The 17,048-nt window shown below is 60.4% G+C and carries 20 protein-coding genes; 13 read left to right on the forward strand and 7 right to left on the reverse strand.

Going from position 1 to position 17,048, the window contains the following annotated elements; genetic code table 11:
- The first annotated feature begins 102 nt into the window (after window positions 1–102).
- On the forward strand, window positions 103–657 hold the full coding sequence (locus H8B14_RS05860; protein ID WP_187314691.1) for a DUF502 domain-containing protein: 555 nt from the start codon (window positions 103–105) through the stop codon (window positions 655–657).
- A gap of 2 nt (window positions 658–659) precedes the next feature.
- Here the strand turns inward: H8B14_RS05860 and H8B14_RS05865 are convergent, their stop codons facing one another.
- Entirely contained in the window at window positions 660–1,106 is a 447-nt protein-coding gene (locus tag H8B14_RS05865) for a DoxX family protein (protein WP_187314692.1), read from the reverse strand.
- A 361-nt stretch (window positions 1,107–1,467) separates the two neighbouring features.
- Here H8B14_RS05865 and H8B14_RS05870 point away from each other — a divergent pair, with 361 nt between their 5' ends.
- The 12 genes from H8B14_RS05870 (at window position 1,468) to H8B14_RS05925 (ending at window position 11,223) form a co-directional block, all read left to right on the forward strand.
- The gene (locus tag H8B14_RS05870) at window positions 1,468–1,758 is read left to right on the forward strand and encodes a 2TM domain-containing protein (protein ID WP_187314693.1); all 291 of its coding nucleotides are present in this window, start codon (window positions 1,468–1,470) and stop codon (window positions 1,756–1,758) included.
- Window positions 1,759–2,050: 292 nt separating this feature from the next.
- Complete coding sequence (locus H8B14_RS05875; protein WP_187314694.1) at window positions 2,051–3,184, forward strand: PQQ-dependent sugar dehydrogenase; 1,134 nt, start codon at window positions 2,051–2,053, stop codon at window positions 3,182–3,184.
- Between the two features lie 157 nt (window positions 3,185–3,341).
- Window positions 3,342–3,818, forward strand: a complete 477-nt coding sequence (locus tag H8B14_RS05880; protein WP_187314695.1) for an ATP-dependent zinc protease family protein — start codon at window positions 3,342–3,344, stop codon at window positions 3,816–3,818.
- A gap of 55 nt (window positions 3,819–3,873) precedes the next feature.
- On the forward strand, window positions 3,874–4,818 hold the full coding sequence (rimK, locus tag H8B14_RS05885) for a 30S ribosomal protein S6--L-glutamate ligase (RefSeq protein ID WP_187314696.1): 945 nt from the start codon (window positions 3,874–3,876) through the stop codon (window positions 4,816–4,818).
- 198 nt (window positions 4,819–5,016) lie between these two features.
- Window positions 5,017–6,087, forward strand: coding sequence for a succinylglutamate desuccinylase/aspartoacylase family protein (locus H8B14_RS05890; RefSeq protein WP_187314697.1), 1,071 nt, complete (start codon window positions 5,017–5,019; stop codon window positions 6,085–6,087).
- A 193-nt stretch (window positions 6,088–6,280) separates the two neighbouring features.
- A complete protein-coding gene (locus H8B14_RS05895; RefSeq protein WP_187314698.1) occupies window positions 6,281–6,931 on the forward strand; it encodes an OmpH/Skp family outer membrane protein in 651 nt (216 codons plus the stop codon).
- A gap of 164 nt (window positions 6,932–7,095) precedes the next feature.
- A complete protein-coding gene (locus H8B14_RS05900; RefSeq protein WP_315984805.1) occupies window positions 7,096–7,650 on the forward strand; it encodes an RNA polymerase sigma factor in 555 nt (184 codons plus the stop codon).
- Window positions 7,647–8,378: a hypothetical protein gene (locus H8B14_RS05905; RefSeq protein ID WP_187314699.1), complete on the forward strand. Its 732-nt coding sequence runs from the start codon at window positions 7,647–7,649 to the stop codon at window positions 8,376–8,378. Before H8B14_RS05900 ends, H8B14_RS05905 begins: the two co-directional genes overlap by 4 nt.
- A complete protein-coding gene (locus H8B14_RS05910; protein WP_187314700.1) occupies window positions 8,375–9,310 on the forward strand; it encodes a hypothetical protein in 936 nt (311 codons plus the stop codon). The genes H8B14_RS05905 and H8B14_RS05910 overlap by 4 nt, the downstream gene beginning before the upstream one ends.
- An 18-nt stretch (window positions 9,311–9,328) precedes the next feature.
- Window positions 9,329–10,102, forward strand: a complete 774-nt coding sequence (locus H8B14_RS05915; protein WP_187314701.1) for a hypothetical protein — start codon at window positions 9,329–9,331, stop codon at window positions 10,100–10,102.
- 39 nt (window positions 10,103–10,141) lie between these two features.
- Window positions 10,142–10,861, forward strand: a complete 720-nt coding sequence (locus tag H8B14_RS05920; RefSeq protein ID WP_187314702.1) for an outer membrane beta-barrel protein — start codon at window positions 10,142–10,144, stop codon at window positions 10,859–10,861.
- Window positions 10,862–10,959: 98 nt separating this feature from the next.
- Window positions 10,960–11,223 carry a hypothetical protein gene (locus tag H8B14_RS05925; RefSeq protein ID WP_187314703.1) on the forward strand — a complete coding sequence of 88 codons (264 nt, stop codon included), beginning with the start codon at window positions 10,960–10,962 and terminating at the stop codon, window positions 11,221–11,223.
- Between the two features lie 116 nt (window positions 11,224–11,339).
- On the opposite strand, the gene H8B14_RS05930 is transcribed toward H8B14_RS05925, so the two are convergent.
- From H8B14_RS05930 to H8B14_RS05955, 6 genes are all read right to left on the reverse strand, one after another.
- Complete coding sequence (locus H8B14_RS05930) at window positions 11,340–11,909, reverse strand: hypothetical protein (RefSeq protein ID WP_187314704.1); 570 nt, start codon at window positions 11,907–11,909, stop codon at window positions 11,340–11,342.
- Window positions 11,910–12,054: 145 nt separating this feature from the next.
- Entirely contained in the window at window positions 12,055–12,720 is a 666-nt protein-coding gene (locus H8B14_RS05935) for a Rossmann-fold NAD(P)-binding domain-containing protein (RefSeq protein ID WP_187314705.1), read from the reverse strand.
- Window positions 12,721–12,819: 99 nt separating this feature from the next.
- On the reverse strand, window positions 12,820–13,329 hold the full coding sequence (locus H8B14_RS05940; RefSeq protein WP_187314706.1) for a hypothetical protein: 510 nt from the start codon (window positions 13,327–13,329) through the stop codon (window positions 12,820–12,822).
- 4 nt (window positions 13,330–13,333) lie between these two features.
- The gene (locus H8B14_RS05945) at window positions 13,334–14,173 is read right to left on the reverse strand and encodes a CvfB family protein (RefSeq protein ID WP_187314707.1); all 840 of its coding nucleotides are present in this window, start codon (window positions 14,171–14,173) and stop codon (window positions 13,334–13,336) included.
- Window positions 14,174–14,297: 124 nt separating this feature from the next.
- Complete coding sequence (locus H8B14_RS05950) at window positions 14,298–14,855, reverse strand: DUF6252 family protein (RefSeq protein ID WP_187314708.1); 558 nt, start codon at window positions 14,853–14,855, stop codon at window positions 14,298–14,300.
- Between the two features lie 266 nt (window positions 14,856–15,121).
- Window positions 15,122–17,041, reverse strand: a complete 1,920-nt coding sequence (locus H8B14_RS05955) for a BamA/TamA family outer membrane protein (protein ID WP_187314709.1) — start codon at window positions 17,039–17,041, stop codon at window positions 15,122–15,124.
- Window positions 17,042–17,048: the final 7 nt, after the last annotated feature.

Genomic DNA, 17,048 nt, shown 5'->3' on the forward strand with positions numbered 1-17,048 from the left:
TGCGAAGAACGTCCTGCTGAGCTTGTCGAAGCAGGACGTTCTTCGCAAATTCCCAAACACGCTCTTAATAACTCAGGAAGCTGCCTATGCTACCTTCGTGGCATGCGCAAACTGATCAACTACTTCCTCAACGGCTTCCTCATTGTAGCGCCTCTCGGCCTGACGATCTACATTCTGTACTCGTTGTTTCGCTGGCTCAACAACCTGTTCGAGGATCTGAGCTTTGATGTGCCGGGGCTGGGGCTGGTGGTGGCCGTGCTGTTGATAACGGCCGTGGGCTTCGTGGCGAAGTCGTTTATGGTGCGGCCGTTTCTGGTGATTGCCGAACGGATTCTGCATCGTACGCCGCTGGTCAGCATCATCTATTCCAGCCTCAAAGACCTGTTCGACGCCTTCGTCGGCGACAACCAGAAGTTCAACTGTCCCGTACTGGTGCGCCTCAATGCCCAAGACAACGTGTTCAAGATGGGCTTCATCACCCAGGACGACCTGGCCGCGCTGCACCGCCCCGACCTAGTGGCCGTGTACTTTCCGCACTCCTACAACTTCTCCGGTGAGCTGGTGCTCGTGCCCATGGCCAGCGTCACGCATCTGGAGCTGCCCAGCTCCGACGCCATGAAGTTCATTGTGTCGGGCGGCGTGTCGCGGCTGGGGTAGGCCTATTGGGCCTGGCGCAATACTTTGTTGTCAATTGAATACCGGCCCGGCCCCACTATCATAAACAGCAGGCACAGCATCAGCACCAGCGTGGAAACCCACAGTTCGGTGTTGGCTAGCTTGAAGCCGTTCTGCGAGTTCACCAGCAGCACCGCGCCCAGCAGAATCGGGAGCTGGCACATCAGGGCGAAGCGCGTAAGGGTGCCGGTGGCAATCATCAGGCCTCCCACAATGTGGAAAAAGCTCACGAACAGCGACGTTTTTTTCAGAACATCCCAAGGCTGCTGCTGGCTGAGCAGGTAGTACACATCGGTACTGTGGTCCAGAAACGACAGGCCCTTAATCAGCAGGAATACACCCAGCAGCAGGCGCAGCACATCCAGCCAGATGGGGTTGCCGGCGCTGGTGCGGGGTGGGCGGGTGGCAGGAAGGTGGGGGGTGAGTTCCATGGCGGCGTGTGGGTAGGAAGTGGAGCAGAGCAGGCCCATGGCTGAGCGCGGGCGTGTTCCTAATATACAAAATTTCGCCCACCGAAACGCCGTTTATTCCCTAGCCGGCAGGTAGTCGGAGTGCCTGCTGATAGAGTTGCTCACTTTCCTGATCGAACATCACTTCCTGCGGCAGTGCATGCTGCGCCAGAATCTGCCGCACCTCCCGCGTAGCACTGAATGTATAAAGAGTGCGTCTACAGCTCAAGGCTGATTTTCGACGTTTCAGCGGCAACCTGAGCTACTTGGGTAATATTCGATTTGCTATATTAATGGCGTGGCGTACGTTTGATCATCATCCAGCCAAAAAAACGCTTTTCCCATGGAAACTACCGACCGTGACCCCCAACTGTGGCGCATGGCAAAAGACCGCGCCAAATTCAAGTCGCACCTGTTCACCTACGTAGCCGTGAATGCGCTGCTCTGGATTATCTGGGCCCTAACCGACCGCCACGACCATGGCGGAATTCCGTGGCCGGTATGGGCTACTGCATTCTGGGGCTTCGGCGTGCTCATGAACGGCCTGGGCGTGTACGGCGGCTTCGGCAAGTCCAGGCTCTCGGAGCGCGAATACGAAAAGCTGGTGCGCCAGCAGCGCGAAGGCAACCGGTAATTGGTACTGAGTAGTAGGTATTGAGTAGGAAGTAGCGAGTAATGTCCCTTGCTGATTACTTGTACGCAATACCTGGCTGCTGTTAGGCAGTGTCTTTGTTGAAGCGCCGCTGAGAAGCAGCGCGAACTTTGCAGCTCGCGTCTGCACGCCAGGAAAGCCGCCTGAACGGCGCGGAGACGCGAACTGCAAAGTTCGCGCTGCTTCTTGTTGCGTAGCGTCAGTGCCTGCTACTCAGCACCCAATACGTACTGCCAAGCAACCTTCGCGGCGGCCCGGGAGTTGTAGGCAGTATATGACAACGCGCCACTTCCTTCCTGTCCTGCTGCTCGCTCCGCTAATGCTGGCGGCTTCTGCGCCCGGCCGCCTGGCTGCGCCTGCTGCGGCTGACGCTAACCTGAGCAAGATTAAGCTTCCGGCCGGCTTCACCATCAGCTATTTTGCCCAAAATGTGAAAAGTGCCCGGGAACTGGCTGTGGGCCCCGATGGCACCGTGTACGTAGGCACCAAGGACGACAAAGTATACGCCCTGCCCGACCGCAACAAGGACGGCCGCGCCGATGAGGTAGTGACCATAGCAACTGGCCTGAACGCGCCCAACGGCGTGGCCGTGCGCAACGGCGCCCTCTACGTGGCCGAAATCAACCGGATTCTGCGCTACGACAATATTGCAGGCACGCTCCGGCAAAAGCCCAAGCCCGCCGTGGTGTATGGCCAGCTGCCCAACAAAGACTGGCACGGCTACCGCTACATTGCCTTCGGGCCCGATGGCAAGCTGTACGTGCCGGTAGGGGCCCCCTGCAACTCCTGCCTACCCGAAGAGCCCATCTACGGTACTATCAACCGCCTCAACGCAGACGGTACCGGCCTGGAAGTGTTTGCCCAGGGCGTGCGCAACACGGTTGGCTTCGACTGGAGTCCGCAGGATAAAGCCCTCTGGTTTACGGATAACGGCCGCGACATGCTCGGCGACAACCTGCCGCCCGACGAGCTGAACCGCGCCGCCAGCCCCGGCCTGCACTTTGGCTTCCCTTACTTCTTCGCCGGCGACGTGCCCGATCCGCAGCTCAGCAAAGGCCGCTCTGCTGAGACCTACCAGAAACCGGCCCGCAAGCTGGGGCCGCACGTAGCGGCGTTGGGTATGAAGTTCTACACCGGCAAGCAGTTTCCGGCACAGTACCGCAACCAGATCCTGATTCCGGAGCACGGCTCCTGGAACCGCACCAGCAAGCTCGGCTACCGCATCACCATGGTGAAGCTGGACGCCAGCGGCAAGCAGGCCACTGGCTACGAAACCTTTGCCGAAGGCTGGCTGCAGGGCCAGAAAGCCTGGGGCCGCCCTGTATGCCTGCTGGTGCTGCCCGACGGCTCCTTGCTCGTCAGCGACGACCAGAACGACGCCGTGTACCGTATCAGCTATAAAGGTTAAAGGAACGTCATTCCGAGTGAGGGCGAAGCCGCAGCCGAGGAATCTCGCTAGTGTGGTAATCACTACTACAACATCAGCACGCGAGATTCCCAGGCTGCGGCTTCGCCCTCACTCGGAATGACGTTCTTCTATTAACTGCCATTATCTTGCTCGCACAATGAAAAAACTGCGTATTCCGAAGCGGGTGGTAGGCCGACGAGAACTAGTGGATTTTCCGCAGTTCCAGCTGTGGGGCGTGGAAGCCAAAGTGGATACCGGCGCTTACACCAGCGCCATTCATTGCTCTAACATCCATCTGGCTACCCGGCCCGACGGCCGCCAGTGCCTGCACGTGCAATTGCTGGACCCGTCGCACCCGAATTTTGATGGTACGCCCATGGAATTCACTGACTTTAGTTTGCGCGATATTAAAAGCTCCAATGGCGACGTGCAGGAACGCTACGTTATCCGGGCAGTTATGCGGATATTTGGCGAGGATTTCGACACCGAATTCTCGTTGTCTGACCGGTCCGATATGAAGTATCCTGTGCTGTTGGGCCGCTTGCTACTACGCCACGGCCGCTTTGTGGTCGATGTAACCCGCCGCAACGTATCCTACCGCGCCCAGCAGGCCGCGCATTCGTCGCCGTCCTGAGCTGTCAGGAACCTTCCGGAAACTTCTGCTCCAATCCACCCTATTTTTTTGACTGATGAAACTGGCGATTCTGTCGCGTGAGCCGAAGCTATATTCTACCACTCGCCTTGTGGAAGCTGCCGTAGCGCGCGGCCACGAAGCTGTGGTGCTCGACCATCTGCACTGCAATCTGGTACTTGAAAAGGGTAAGCCCGGCATCATATACCACGGCCAGAAGCTGGAAGGCTTCGATGCCATTATTCCGCGAATTGGAGCTTCTGTCACGTTTTATGGCTGCGCCGTGGTACGGCAGTTCGAGATGATGAAGGTGCGTACGGCCGTAGAAAGCCAAGCAATTGTACGCAGCCGCGACAAGCTCCGGTCCATGCAGATTCTGGCCCGCGCCGGCGTGGGCATGCCCAAAACCGCCTTCACCAACTACTCCGACGAAGTGCCGGCCATGATTGAGCAGGTGGGCGGCGCGCCGGTTATTATCAAGCTGCTGGAAGGCACGCAGGGCCTGGGCGTGGTGCTGGCTGAGTCGGCCAAGGCCGCGCAGTCTGTTATCGAGGCCTTCCACAACCTCAAGGCCCGCATCATTGTGCAGGAGTTCATTGCCGAAAGCAAGGGCGCCGACCTGCGGGCTTTTGTGGTGAACGGTGAAGTGGTGGGCGCCATGAAGCGCCAAGGCAAAGACGGCGAGTTCCGCTCCAACCTGCACCGGGGCGGCTCGGGCACGCTCGTGAAGCTGAGCCGCGCCGAAAAAGCCGCCGCTTTGCTGGCCGCCAAGTCGCTGGGCTTGGGCATTGCGGGCGTAGATATGCTGCAAAGCAAACGTGGCCCGCTGGTGCTGGAAGTGAATTCGTCGCCGGGGCTGGAGGGCATCGAGAAAGCCACCGGCCTCGATATTGCCGGCAAAATCATTGAGTACACGGCCGATATAGCGCAAAAGAAAAAGGCCAAGTCCGCGCCCCGAGTTGCCGTAGCTGTTCCCGATAGCCAATCGGACATGCCGCAATAATGCATTGGAAACAGTGCTGCGCCTGATTTTGCAGAGCGCTGTAAGTAGGCGCCTGTTCTTGGTTTGAGATAGAATAAGCGGGCAGTTGCTTATCTTCCTTCGCCTTAGCTGCTGGCACTTCCGTAGGAACAGGGCTACCGCCTAAAAAAGGCATCTGGCGCGAATAGTGCGTCTGTTATTTCTGTTTTCGCCCTGCCCTTGACCCCTGCCCCCAACTCAGCCGCTATCTGCCTCAATGGCCTCACCATCCTGCCCGGCGAGCGGGTGCTGACGCGGCTGGTGGTTTCGCGGTTGCCGTCGGGCACGGTCATCGACATTCCGGTGTACGTGTTTCGGTCCTTGGTGCCTGGCCCCACGGTGCTGCTGCTGGCTGGTATGCACGGCGACGAGGTAAACGGTATTGAAACCATCCGGCGCCTGATCCGGCGCGACTTACTGCGGCCACTGCGCGGTACTATCATCGCCGTACCCATTCTCAACATTTATGGGTTTCTGAATTTTTCACGCGAGGTGCCCGATGGCAAGGACGTAAACCGCAGCTTCCCTGGCAACCCGCGAGGCTCGCTGGCCAGCCGCGTGGCACACCGCTTCATGCGCGAAATTATGCCGCTTATTGACTACGGCATCGATTTCCATACGGGCGGTGCGGCCCGCTCCAATATGCCCCAGATTCGGTGCCTGCTCAACGAAGACCCCGAAACCGATGCCTTGGCCGCTGCCTTCGCGGCGCCTTTCACGCTGCACTCGGCGCTGCGGGCGGGCTCGCTGCGCGAAACGGCCATGCAGCTCGGCAAGCGCATCATCGTGTACGAAACCGGCGAGTCGCTACGCCTCGACGAGTCGGGCATTGATCTGGCCATTGCGGGCACGTTTCGGGTGCTGCACTATCTGGGCATGGTGGCCGATGCGTCCAGGCCCGAGCATCCGGCCATCGTGTGTTTGCGGCACACCTGGCTGCGTGCCAAGTTTGCCGGGCTGTTCCGGAGCCACGTCCGCAACGGCGACTACATCGAGAAAGGGCAGATTTACGGTTCCGTAGCTGACCCGTATGGCGAGCACGCCGTGCGTCTGGAAGCGCCCGTGGCCGGCTACATCATCGGCCTCAACCATATGCCCGTTGTGAATCAGGGCGATGCGCTGGTGCACGTCGGCCGCTTGGATGCTGCGCCCAGCCGCATTGATCTGGCCCCGCCCTTCGAGGAAAAGCCCATGCGGCCCCTGGAGCAGGACCCCGAAGACCACGACGAAGACGAGCCGGAAGCGCCGTAGCATCTCCAAGCTCCGCCACGGTGCCGGTGCCATCAGCCAACATTTGTGCGGTATGAGGCGGCAGGTCGGGCTGCTGCTGTGCGGCGTTGTGGGGTGTGCGGCGGCAATAGTATCGGCAGGCCTTTTTTCGTTTCTTTGGCAGGCCGTTCGCCCGCATTGGGTTACTACGGCGCTTTTCTCTCTTGTTTCCCGAATGAAAAACTCGCTTCAACTGGCTATCAATGCCGTGCTGGTCATTGCCGTGGCCGTGCTGTTCTACTTGCATTTCTCCAACAAGCCGGCGGCCGTAGCTACCCGCAAAGCCCCGGTAGTCGTCACCACCACCGACTCGACGGGTGCCACCACCGAAACCACCGTGGCGGCCGATGAGCCCGCCGCCCTGGCTGCCGCCGACACCAACAAAGTGGCTTTCGTGGAATCGGGCAAGCTGCTGGACGGCTACAAGGGCATGCAGGACGCCCGCAAGGCCTTCGAGGCCAAAGCCAGACGCTGGGAAGCCCAGAACCAGAGCATGGTGCAGAGCTTTCAGGCCGCCGTGCAGCAGTACCAGAAGCAGGGTGAAAGCATGAGCCCCGAGCAGCGTGCCGCTACCGAGCAGAAGCTGGGCGCCCAGCAGCAACAGGTGGGCCAAAACCAGCAGAAGCTGCAGCAGCAAGCTCAGGAAGAAGAAGCCAAAATGACGCAGGCTGTGCTGGAGCGCGTAAACAAGCAGATCGAAAAATACGGCAAGGCTAACGGCTACCGTCTGATTTTGAGCGGCTCGCTGGCTTACGGCCGCAAAGACCTCGACATCACGCAGCCGGTGCTCAAATACCTCAACCAGGAGTACGCAGCCAAGAAATAACGCCGGTTTTTCCGGCTGCCGATTACGCACACAAGCGCCTGCCTTTCCGTGGAAGGGCAGGCGCTTGTGCGTTTACTAGCCTCGCTACAAAATTCTTTCACTGCCCAACCAACCATTGCAAGGGGCGCGGGCCCTTTCTGCCAACTCCACCTTCCGCAACGACAGTGACTGCGCTGCCTCTCTCTCCCGAACTTTCCGACGAATCGTTGCTGCTGGCCGGCTGCCTGGCCCAGGACCGCACGGCCCAGCACCAGCTCTACCAGCGCTACAAGTCGGCTATGTTTTCGTGCGCCATGCGGATTCTTGGCAACAACAGGGACCTGGCCCAGGACGCACTGCAGGAAGGCTTCGTGGATGTGTTCCGGCACCTGAGTGGCTTCCGGCAGCAGTCGACGCTGGGCGCCTGGATAAAGGCCATTGTGGTGCGCCGGGCGCTGCGGGTGCTGCGCCAAGAGCAGCGCATGGAAATTTACGACGACCAGCGCCACCCCGAACCCACCGTAGGCTGGCACGACAGCCTGACCGGCGAGGCTTTGGACAAGGCCATTAGTGAGCTGCCGGCCGGCTACCGGGCCGTGTTCTGCCTGATTGAGGTGGAAGGCTATCTGCACCGCGAAGTGGCCGAACTGCTGAGCATCACGGAAGGCACCAGCAAGTCGCAGCTCTACCACGCCAAGAAGCTGCTGCAAGTGAAACTACACCATTTATACCACGCATGAGCCAGACCCCCGAAACCCCCGAAAACGGGCGGCAGCATCTGCGGCGGGCCCTGCAACAGTTGCCCACCCACGAGCCCACCCCCGCCACCTGGTCCCGAATTCAAGCGCAGCTCACGACCGACGATACCGTAGCTCGGGCCGTGCCCTACCTGCCCACCCACGAACCCGACGACGACCTCTGGGACAGTATTGCTAGCCGCCTTGATGAGCCTGCCGACGCCAAAGCCCCCAGTCCCGAGCTGTTACCTGTCCTGGAAGTGTCGCCGGTACGCCGCCTCTGGCCAACTGCTTCGTGGCAGCTGGCAGCCGGTATAGCGGCCGCCATATTGGTGCTGGTTGGGGTGTGGTGGCAGCAGCCTGAGCGGCGCCTGGCCGCCGATGTTGCCCGGGCGCCAGCCGCCACCGCGCCGCGCGAAACCATTGCCTACAGTGAGGAAGTGGTGCCCGCCCCCGCGGCCAGTCCCGCCGCACCGGCCGCCTTCGATCCGCTGGGCGAGCAGGGCGTCAGCTTCATCGATGCCCATTGCACGTCCTTGCCCACGGTGTGCCAGTCCGACGAGTTCCGGCAGCTACGTTCGCAGCTCACGGAGCTGGAAACCGAGGAACAGGGGCTGCGGCGCGACGTCCGCCGTTTTGGGGCCACGCCCGAGCTGCTGCAGCACCAGGTTCAGATTACCACGCTCAAAGCCACCGTCACGCGGGAGCTTGTTCAACTTTTAATCTCATGAAGTACTCCCCCGAAAAGCTGCGGCCCCTGCTGGCCCTTGGCGGAAGCCTGCTTCTGCTGTTGCTGAGTGCGGTAGCTGCGCCGGCCCAAACCAAAGTGCAGGTCGTTACGCGCACCCTCGAGCAAACCCTGCCGTGCCCCGCCGGCGTGCTGGTGCGGGTGCGGGCCGAAAAAGCCACGCTGCGGGTGCAGGGCTGGGACAAGCCCACCGTGCGGGTGGTGCTGCGCCTGATTGCGCGGCACCCGGAGCGCGAAACTGCCGAGAAAGAACTGCCCGTAGCGCGCTGCCTGATTGAAAAAAGCGGCAGTGTGATTGACCTAGTCAACTATTTCGCACTGGCCCCGGGCGCCGCGGCTGTGCGCAGCGACCTGCGCGCCGAGTACACGGTGCAGATGCCGGCCGGCAACCCGCTGCAGGTGGTGAATGCCTACGGCCAGACCTACTTCACGGGCCTCGCGGGCAAGCAGACGCTGGAGCAGGATTTCGGCCAGATTACGCTGGAAGACCTGCGCGGGACCTTCTCGGCCACCGTCCGCTACGCCGACTTAAATGCTGCTAATATCAACCTAGCATTTGTGTGTGAGGCCGATAAATCGGCGCTGCGGCTCACCGGGGCCAGTGGCAGCTACACCATTCGCAACCGCTATGGCAGCGTGCTGCTGCAGCCTGGCTCCAATCTGCAGAGCGTGTTCATTGATGCCCAGCGCACCGAAGTGAAGCTGGAGGCGCTGCAGCCGGATATGTTCAGCTACAACCTGAGCACGGCGCACAGCACGCTGGCAGTGCCGGCTGCCTACACTGGTGCCGTGCGCAAAACAACCGGCCAGCAGTCGTTGCGCCTGACCGCGCCCGGCCGCGCGCCACTTATTCGGGTGCTTACTTCCTACGCGCCCATCACGCTCCAGATTCAGCCACTACTTATCAAACGCTAACCTTTTTATTCCTGCCCTATGCTCCCGACTTCTATCCTCCGTTTTTTGCGTGGCCCGCTGCTGGTGCTGGCCCTGCTGCCAGCCGCTGCCCTGGCCCAGACTGCTCCAGACTCCTCACGGGTCAGCTACGGCGAGGAAACAGTTGCCACACCACTGCCGGTATCTCAGCTCACTGAAAGCAGCCGCCTAAGCCAGCAGTACAGCAAGCTCACCCGGCTACAGATTGAGGAAACGCAACTCTGGAAGCTGGGCCTGAACAATATTGGCGCTGTCTACCAAGGCATTGCCAACGGCCCCGATTCGCTGCTGAGCTCCCGTCTGGGTGTGCATTTAGCCTACGAGCGGAAGCTGACGCCGGTGTGGTCGGTGCTGGGCGAGGTGAGCCCGGATTTCCTGCGCTACCGCGACGCGGAAACGCGCCAGCTTCGCAACGGCTTTGCACTGCGCACCCAAGTGGCCGGCCGCTACTACTACAACCTGAACAAGCGGATCCGGAAGGGTAAAAGCGCCAGTAATTTCTCGGCCAATTACCTCTCGCTGGCCCTGAGCAGCGGCTTCGGGCGGAATTCCCGCGAAACGCATTACACCACTTTCGCCCGCGACGGGCAGACTGTGCGGCTGAGCCTGGCCGCCGTGTACGGGCTGCAGCGCCGCCTGGGCCGCTACGGCTTCGTCGATTTTAGTTTGGCCGTTCCCGTGGCCCTCACGCCCAATCCGGGCCACCAGGATGCGGGTATGCTGGCCATCGACATTTTTGCCAAACTGCGCATCGGCCTAGCCCTGGGGCGTTAAGCTGTCTGTGTACTTATCCTCCTTTTGTCTTTTCCGGTTATGAAATCTATCTATCAATTCCTGGGCTTGTGCCTGAGCGTACTCCCACTCGCGGGCCAAACCCAGCACCTCGAAACTGTAGGTGTAGGCGCCAGCTTCAACATCAGCCAGACCTGGGCCGAGCCCAGCCAGATTCAGCTGGGCAAATACACGTTCCAAACCGACGACGACAACTCCCGCCTTGATGATACCGGCAACCGCTACAGCGTGTTTGCTCGCGTGGGGCTGGGGGAGAAGGGCTGGTTTGTGCAGCCGGAAGTGGCCTACACCTCGGTGCTCGGCAACCAGTCGAGTATCACTTACTATCAGCTGCCCAACTCGCCTTACCCCATCATTGTGTATCTGTATCCGCGGCTGCAGCGGCTGGAGGTAGCGGCACTGGCAGGGGTGCACCTGGGGCGCCGGCTGTACCTGCTGGCCGGGCCCGTGCTGGCCCGCTACCGCCAACCCAGCCGAAGCAGCACAGGCACCACCGAAATCGAAGCGCTACAGTCCGCCATCTATGGCAGCAGCCGGCGCACCCAGGTGCTGGGGCAGGTGGGCGTTGGCGTGCAGCTCGGCCGCTTCGACCTGAATGCCCGATACGAACGTGGCCTCACGCCCTATTCGCGCGAGTTCTCCTTTCAGAACCAGACTTACGCCTATCGGCAGCGCTCTGGCCAGGTGTTGTTCACGGCTGGCTTCCTGCTCCACGACCGGCACCGCCCCTGGCGCAAGTAGTCTGAGAGCTTATTGCCAGGGCTCAGGGAATTAAACCGGAAAACCTCTTTGTTGTCTATGGAAGTGCCCGGCCAGCTAACGGCCGGAACTGCATTTCTATGAACAAGCTGCTGAGACTTTCTCTCTTACCAGTGCTGCTACTGGCTGGCACCCTGCTCACGGGCTGCGTGTCGTCGGCTCCTGCGGTGGTAGTGTTGGGGCCGCCCCGGCCTTATTACAATTCCTATTATTGGTCTGCTCCGCGCACCTACTACCGGCCGGTGCTGGCGCGGCCGGCGCCTGTGCGGCCCCGCGCCATAGTAGTGCCGCCTGCCTCGCGCCACTACCATGCCCGGCCGCAGCGGGGGCACGTGCGCTACTAGCAGCAAAATAGTTGACATAAAAAAGCCCGCTCAGTAAACGAGCGGGCTTTTTTGCAGCTGATATAAGTCAGGCAGCCACCGGCAAAATCCCGGTGGCGGGTGCATGAGCATCCAGGCTAAAACGTGAAACGGAGGCTAACGGCCGCGTCGTTGTAGAGGCCGGTGTAACCATCAAACACCTCGAAGTAGGGCTTGTAGTCTACGCCTACCACGAAGGGCAGGTCGGCCATTTTATATTCCAGACCCAGGATCAAATCGGCACCGAAAACCACGTAGTTCCGGTCGTCTTCGTATACTACGTTGTAGGCTTTATACTTGCCTTTGTTGTAGTAATACAGCCGCTCGTAGTAATAGTAGCGGCCCCGGTAGGAGCCGGCATGGGCGCCGGCGCCATAGTAGAACTGCAGACCTTTGAGGTCGGCTACGGGCAGGTGCTTTTCCAGTAGCACCGTGAGGCGCGCGCCTTTCGCCCGGTACTCGGTGGTGAGCAGGGCTTCCAGCGCCACGTTGTTTTTGCCGCTGATGAAGTGCTTGAACGTGCCGCCCGATGAATAGCCGCCGGCCCGCAAGCCCAGCCCATTCTTGTAGCCGCTGCCGCCGCCGCTACCCTTCTTGCTTTGCGCTTCCGCCAGGTTCAGAACCCCGGCCAAAAGCACCAGCAACACACTAAAAGACAAACGCTTCATACGCTAAAAATGAAAATGTACTGAGGTGATGTTCCGGCAAAAGTACAAATCATTTTCCACGCAGCCTGCTAAGAATATATACTGCTGAGACACCTTAGGCTGCCGGCTACAATGGTACCGGGATAATGGACTGGCAGAACGGCTATCAACTCAGGCGCCCCTGGGTTTGTATCTTGTCCGACGGATGCACATGAATGCCGATAGTATCCTGGGTGGCGGCGCGAAGCATGGCCCGGGCCACAGTAGCGGCTTCCACGGCCCGGTAGCGCCGTAGCGGCCCCAGCAGCACTGGCCGCAGTGCGCGCAGAAGCGCGGCCCCCACTCGCTCGCCAAGGCGCTGCTCGCTTCGCTCACCCAGCAGCAGCGAAGGCCGGAACAGATGCACGGCCCGAAACGGCGTCTGGCGCACTGCTTCCTCCATTTCGCCCTTCACCCGGTTGTAGTAGATGCGCGACTTTTCGTCGGCGCCCATGGCCGACACCACCAGCAGCTGCACGGCAAAATTGCCGGCCGTAAGCGCCGCCAGCTTCACCACATACAGGTAATCGACGGTATAGAAGGCTTTTTTGGAGCCGGCCTGGCGCATAGTGGTGCCCAGGCAGCAGTATACATCATCGGCAATCAGGGCGAAGCGGTGCTCCTCGAGGTGGTCGAAGTCGAGGATGCGCTGCTCCAGCTTGGGGTGCACGATGGGCAGCGGCCGCCGGCCTACGGCCACCACTTTGGCGTAGCGGTCGGAGGCCAGCAGCAGGGGCAGCAGCTGGCTGCCAATCAGGCCGCTGGCCCCGGCAATGAGGGCAGTTTTCTGCATGAGAGAAGGGAAACAACACCAGCCAGCCTGTTATTGCGGCCGCGCAGCTAGTAAGACGGCCGCCAGCCGCCAGGGGTTGTCTGGGCCAGTCGTTACAGCTTATTCAGCAGAATCAACCGGGCAAAATATATCCAGATGAGCATTGGCAGGGTTATCTGTCGAAAACAAGACGGTATATTGTTTCCCGATATAATCCTTTATAGGAAGTCTCGGGTACAGGCCGGCCAAGTTTGCAAAGCCGTGGTAGATATACCGACCGTAGCGAAAAGAATAGTGGCCTACCAGTGTGCTGTTTTTGCCTCCTGATCTGCCAACGTTGTGAATAGTGCCTGGGGCAGTAGCGGCATGGTTCAGGATGTCCTGAGTTGCCTGGTACTGTTGCCAGTCGGAATAAAGGAATACGCCCGTAAGACCTAGTATTGCTACAGCACACCAAGCCAGATTATTACGTGTGCCGCGGCTCCGGTAAGCGTTCCAAATCATAGCAATGCTGCACAGCAACGCAACCGCACCACCTATCAGCGCGAAGGCAAAGGCAGCTTGACTGTACAGGATCTTATACGTAGTCGGACAGGCCCCGGGCAGGTCCTGAATCTGCCAGTTTTCCACTTGTCTATTTTTCGGGCAGCAACTGGGTGCTTTCGGGCTGGAGCTGCACCTGGCCACGCTTGTAGAGCGTGCCGAGGGCCTTTTTGAATACTTTTTTGCTCATGCCCAGGCGGCGGTAGATGTCGTCGGGCTCACTTTTGTCGCCGAGCGGGAGCAGGCCTTCGGGGGCTTTGCGCAGGGCTTCCAGCAGGGTGTCGGCGGCGGCCAGGGCTTCGTCGTGGCCAAGGCGCTGGAGGCTCAAATCCAGCTTGCCATCGGGGCGGATGGCGCGCACGTAGCCGGTGTGCACGTCGCCGAGGCGCAGGGGCTTAAACACTTCGTTGTGGTAAAGCAAACCCTGATGAGTGCCATCCACGATTACCTTGAAACCCATATCAGTTTCGGCGGCCACAAACAGCTCGGCCGTGTCGCCGACTTTACCGGCATAGGGCTGGTCGCTGAGAAACCATTCCCATTTGGCCGAGGCCACAATCCGGTCGGTGGTTTCATCGAGGTACACGAACACGGTTTCGCGCTGGCCGACGCGCAGGTCGTGGCGCTGGTTGCGGTAGGGCAGGAACAAATCCTTCTCCAGACCCCATTCCAGGAATGCGCCGTTGGGCGTCACGTCGCGCACCGTCAGGGCCGCAAACTGGCCCACCGTGGCCAGCGGCTCCAGCGTGGTGGCAATCAGCCGGTCCTCGGAGTCACGGTAGACGAACACGCGCAGCACATCACCGATTTCGGTGCCTTCGGGCACGTATTTGCGCGGGATGAGCAGGTCGCCGTCGTCGGAAGAAAGGTAGAGGCCGAAGTCGACGGCGCGGGCCACTTCCAGGTCGTTGTAATCACCGAGCGCGAGCATGGGCAGAGAAATTGGCGTTTGAAGATAAAGGCTGCGCCGAGCCACCGGCAACCGCAAAGCTACGCAAACCAACCGCGGGCACGAAAAAGCCCTTACTGCATGGGGTAAAACAGCAATGCAGGAGTTACTGCTTACGGTCGAAGCGGCCGTTGGTAATTGTGACTGTCTTGGTGCGGTCGAACGTGCTGGCCGCAGTAAACTCGAACGTACCGGAGCCAATGCCAGTGCGCAGATCTGCGTTGGTCAGGTCCACACGACCTATATGCTGTGCATCAGTCACATATACTTCCCCACCACTACCCGATATACTATAAGTTGCATGGCTTAAAATGACATTTGGGGCACCCTGTGGATAGTATTGGGTGGTGCGGTTAAGCAGATACGTATTGGGGATATCTTTTTGCAGGTAAAGCGTAACCGTCACATTCTGGCCGTCGCGCTGTCCATATATTCTCACGTAATAGGCGCTATCGAAGGCAAAACCACCGCCTATTGGCGGAATGGCATTCGGGCCAAGAATGCCACCGCTAGGCCAGCCTTTAGCTACGAAGGCTTTGCCATCGATGAGGCAGCCGCCTGTGTTCTGGCCCGTACGTGTGGCCTCCGGCAGCGCATCTACTTCCTCTTTCTTGCAGGCAGTAAGCAAAATCCCAATAAAGAGCATGAGTAACGATGGCTTCATAGCGGAGTAGAAAAGGATTCAACAGTAATGCTTTGCCTTCCCAGTATCTTAAGTTGCTGGCAAGGCAGCAGCAAACTCAATACATCAGGGAGGCACGGTAAGGTTACCTAGTTTCCAGTGCGTCTGGTGCTGGCCCCGCGAAAAGAATGTCCGGCAATCGGACTTTTGAAATTTGGGAATTTCGCCGCGTTAAGCCCTGGATTTCCGGCATAACTGCTACTCAGCGCCAATCGGCTAGCACCCGGCCCGGACTTTACGACTGTGGCTTACTCGTAGCGCACCACGCCGGGCTGGCCGAAGCTGAAGTCGCTGAAGTCGTAGTAGGAGCGGGAGCTTTCGTAGATGCTGAAGCCGTTGGGCGTGGCCAGCCCGCGCGGGTAGAAACCCAGCAGCAGCTGAAACGTGCGGATCGGCAGGTACTCGTTGCGGAAGCGCAAACCCGCCCCGAAGCCGGTGTAGGGCTTGTCGTGGAAGGGCAGCGTGCGGCCCGGGGTGCGCGTGTTCAGCCAGGCGGCATCGGCAAATACTAGCATAGCCAGTCGGAAGCCCAGAAACGAGACGGGCGTAAACACGGTGGTTTCGTAGTTGAGCACCACCCGGCTGGTGCCGCGCAGGTCGGTGGCCGGTGAGAAGCCCCGCAGGCCCCGGTCGCCGTTGATGGCCAGCAGCTGCTCGCCGGGGCGGCGGTTGAGGCCGATGGCGTTGCGGCTCCATAAGAAGTGCCGCCACTGGAAGTTGCCGCGGTGGTAGAGCCGCGTGAAGTACAGCAGCTCGGTGCTCACGAGGCCCTGCTGCCAGTCGTTGGACGGGCGCCGCACAAACGAGCCAAACTCCCCGCTCATGTACAGATAGCCGCCGCGCGGGCTGTAGCTGGCTGTGGAGGCGCGCAGGCCGTAGTAGTGGCGGTTTTGCTGGCGGTTCATTTCGTAGCCCACCGTGGCGCTCAGCAGCGTGCCGGCCGGAATATCCTCGGTGCGCCCGAAGCCGAACAGGTATTTGTCTTTGTAGTAGCGCCGGACGCTGTAGCCTACCGTGCCCAGCACGGCGCTGGCGTCGAGGTAGTCGGGGGTGGGGCGGGCCGAAAAGCTGGAGCGCTGCAGGCGGGCCGCCACAATCAGGCGGGCGGGGTTTTCGTAGCCCAAATCGTAGGAAGGCAGAGGCAAAGAGCGGCCTACCCACACATCCTGGGTGGTGTAGCGGCGGGGCGTATAGGTGGGCAACTGGCCTTCGGGCGGCTGCTGAGGCGTGCCATCGGGGCGCGGCAGCACTATGCCCTGGTCGTAGGCGTACACCGACAGAGCCCCGGCGTACTTGGTGTTGATGGAGTAGAAACCCCGGCTGATGGTGAAGCCGCCGTACTTGTTTTCAAACTCGTTGTGGTAGCGCGCCTCCCCGGTCACGAAATGGCGGAACGGCACCTGGTAGCTGCCTTCGTAGCTCCAGGGCTGCGGCGAGCGGCTGCCGTACTGGTAGGAGTTGCGGAACTGGTGGCCCAGCCCCAGAAAGTTCAGGTCGCGCAATCCGATAACGCCGGCGCCCACGTCGCGCACCTCCCACGAGCCGTTGAGGCTGAACACGTCTTTGGTCACGATTTCCACGTCCACGCTGTCGGCGGAGCTGGTGCGCTCGTTCACGAACACCCGCGCATCGAGCAGCTCAGGCGTCTGGCGCAGCAAACGTTCCGATTCGGCCAGATCCTGTGGCTCCAGTTCCTCGCCCACCCGAAACAGCAGCACCTGCCGCACCCGCGTGCGGGAAGTTTTGATGTGCAGCAGGTTGCCGGTTTTTTCCAGCACGTTGCGCGGCACCCGCGTCGAGTCGGCGATGTTGTAGCCGAAGGCCGTGAGCGTGCGGATGTTGATCTGCCGCACGATTTTGTAGTTGTGCTGGTCGTATTGCCGGTCCAGCAGCGCGGCGTCGAGGCCGGCTTGGTCTTCGCGGCGAGGCGTGAAGTTGAACAGCGCCGACGCGGCCTTGCCGGCAATGGTTTTGCGGCGGGTATAGGCCTTGAGGCTATTGAGCAGCCGTTCCTGGTCGAAGCGGCGACGCAGCGAGTCGGGACGGGTGCCGTTGGCGCGGCGGGCAGTGTCTACGGGCGCAACAGCGTTGTTCTGGGCCACAGCGGTGCCGGCTAAGCCTACGAAGCCCAGTACCACCAACATCCAGAAAAGCAACCGCTTGCTCATAGCTACT

It is taken from the genome of Hymenobacter puniceus, assembly GCF_014333525.1.
In the GTDB taxonomy this organism is placed as follows: Bacteria; Bacteroidota; Bacteroidia; order Cytophagales; family Hymenobacteraceae; genus Hymenobacter.

Coding starts and splice junctions, on each gene's coding strand:
- rimK (WP_187314696.1), top strand. CDS start 3,874: ATGAAACTGGCGATTCTGTCGCGTGAGCCGAAGCTATATTCTACCACT.
- H8B14_RS05925 (WP_187314703.1), top strand. CDS start 10,960: ATGAACAAGCTGCTGAGACTTTCTCTCTTACCAGTGCTGCTACTGGCT.
- H8B14_RS05935 (WP_187314705.1), bottom strand. CDS start 12,720: ATGCAGAAAACTGCCCTCATTGCCGGGGCCAGCGGCCTGATTGGCAGC.
- H8B14_RS05870 (WP_187314693.1), top strand. CDS start 1,468: ATGGAAACTACCGACCGTGACCCCCAACTGTGGCGCATGGCAAAAGAC.
- H8B14_RS05880 (WP_187314695.1), top strand. CDS start 3,342: ATGAAAAAACTGCGTATTCCGAAGCGGGTGGTAGGCCGACGAGAACTA.
- H8B14_RS05920 (WP_187314702.1), top strand. CDS start 10,142: ATGAAATCTATCTATCAATTCCTGGGCTTGTGCCTGAGCGTACTCCCA.
- H8B14_RS05875 (WP_187314694.1), top strand. CDS start 2,051: ATGACAACGCGCCACTTCCTTCCTGTCCTGCTGCTCGCTCCGCTAATG.
- H8B14_RS05865 (WP_187314692.1), bottom strand. CDS start 1,106: ATGGAACTCACCCCCCACCTTCCTGCCACCCGCCCACCCCGCACCAGC.
- H8B14_RS05905 (WP_187314699.1), top strand. CDS start 7,647: ATGAGCCAGACCCCCGAAACCCCCGAAAACGGGCGGCAGCATCTGCGG.
- H8B14_RS05860 (WP_187314691.1), top strand. CDS start 103: ATGCGCAAACTGATCAACTACTTCCTCAACGGCTTCCTCATTGTAGCG.
- H8B14_RS05915 (WP_187314701.1), top strand. CDS start 9,329: ATGCTCCCGACTTCTATCCTCCGTTTTTTGCGTGGCCCGCTGCTGGTG.
- H8B14_RS05930 (WP_187314704.1), bottom strand. CDS start 11,909: ATGAAGCGTTTGTCTTTTAGTGTGTTGCTGGTGCTTTTGGCCGGGGTT.
- H8B14_RS05955 (WP_187314709.1), bottom strand. CDS start 17,041: ATGAGCAAGCGGTTGCTTTTCTGGATGTTGGTGGTACTGGGCTTCGTA.
- H8B14_RS05895 (WP_187314698.1), top strand. CDS start 6,281: ATGAAAAACTCGCTTCAACTGGCTATCAATGCCGTGCTGGTCATTGCC.
- H8B14_RS05950 (WP_187314708.1), bottom strand. CDS start 14,855: ATGAAGCCATCGTTACTCATGCTCTTTATTGGGATTTTGCTTACTGCC.
- H8B14_RS05945 (WP_187314707.1), bottom strand. CDS start 14,173: ATGCTCGCGCTCGGTGATTACAACGACCTGGAAGTGGCCCGCGCCGTC.
- H8B14_RS05910 (WP_187314700.1), top strand. CDS start 8,375: ATGAAGTACTCCCCCGAAAAGCTGCGGCCCCTGCTGGCCCTTGGCGGA.